Raw genomic sequence first — 1,029 nt, 5'->3', positions numbered from 1 at the left:
CGGGATGCGCAGCGCACGCACCAGATCTCCGCCAACCTCATCCAATTGTGGCTGACGCAGTTTGATCGGGGTGAGTTGAACGATGAGGAGGCCGAGGCCAGCGTTATCGCCGAGTATGAAACCCGCGTCGCCGCGCTCGGGCGGAAGGTGGGTCAACTGACGATGGAGTTGGATCTTGCCAAAAAACACCGCGGATGCCGACCGCGAACGGCAGCGAGAGATCCTTCGTGATCAGCGGCCCCCGACACTGCTCCGTCAGGCGGGGGTGCCAAGCCATGAACCTGCCGCGCAGCACCTTCTACTATCGCGCGATGTCCGCTGAGAACGGGCCGACGGACGCGGAAATCATCGCCTTGATCGAAGACATCCAGGACGAGTTCCCACGCTACGGCTATCGGCGTGTGACGCATGAGTTGCGCCGCCGAGGGCTCATCGTGAACCACAAGAAAGTGGCGCGGATCATGCGGTTGGCTGGATTGGGGGTCAAACCGCGGCGGCGCTATATACGCACGACGGACAGCCGCCATGACCAGCCGATCCATCCTAACCTCTATCGAAACAGGATCCCGGAGCGGCCCGACCAGGTCTGGGTGGCGGACTTTACCTACATTCGGGTCTCCCAGGGCGTCTGCTACCTCGCACTCGACCATTGTTCTTGAACCAATGGCGAAAAGGTCTCGTTCCTCGACGCCTGCAGTCGCAAAGTCGTGGGCTATGCCCTGTCGCAGCGCCTGGACACACCGCTCGCGCTGGCCGCGCTTCAATCAGCCGTCACGAGCAGGAGGCCGCCGCCGGGATGCATTCATCACACGGATCGGGGCTGCCAATACGTCTCCCAGCTCTATCGCGAAGCTCTGGACGCTGCTGGTCTGCTGGGCTCGATGAGCAGCGTCGGGAACCCCTATCACAATGCCCAGGCCGAGAGTTTCATGAAGACCCTGAAGGTCGAGGAGGTCTATCTCGCCGGATACGAAACTTTCGCCGATGTCGCCCGCCGGTTGCCGGTCTTCATCGAGCAGGTCTACAATA

General features: G+C 61.6%; 2 protein-coding genes and 1 pseudogene. All 3 read left to right on the top strand.

All coding sequences use genetic code 11. The annotated features are described in order from the left end of the window. Positions 1-231 (top strand): annotated as a pseudogene (locus tag IB235_RS24760) (hypothetical protein); the annotation flags it as partial. Between the two features lie 44 nt (positions 232-275). Beyond that, the gene (locus IB235_RS24755) at positions 276-659 is read left to right on the top strand and encodes an IS3 family transposase (protein WP_192339067.1); all 384 of its coding nucleotides are present in this window, start codon (positions 276-278) and stop codon (positions 657-659) included. A gap of 48 nt (positions 660-707) precedes the next feature. After that, positions 708-1,029, top strand: a 322-nt coding sequence (locus tag IB235_RS24750) for a DDE-type integrase/transposase/recombinase (RefSeq protein WP_192339065.1), incomplete at its 3' end; no start/stop codon positions are given.

It is taken from the genome of Paracoccus sp. PAR01 (assembly GCF_014851995.1).
GTDB lineage: Bacteria > Pseudomonadota > Alphaproteobacteria > Rhodobacterales > Rhodobacteraceae > Paracoccus > Paracoccus litorisediminis.
This window is presented reverse-complemented; position numbering and strand designations above follow the sequence as displayed.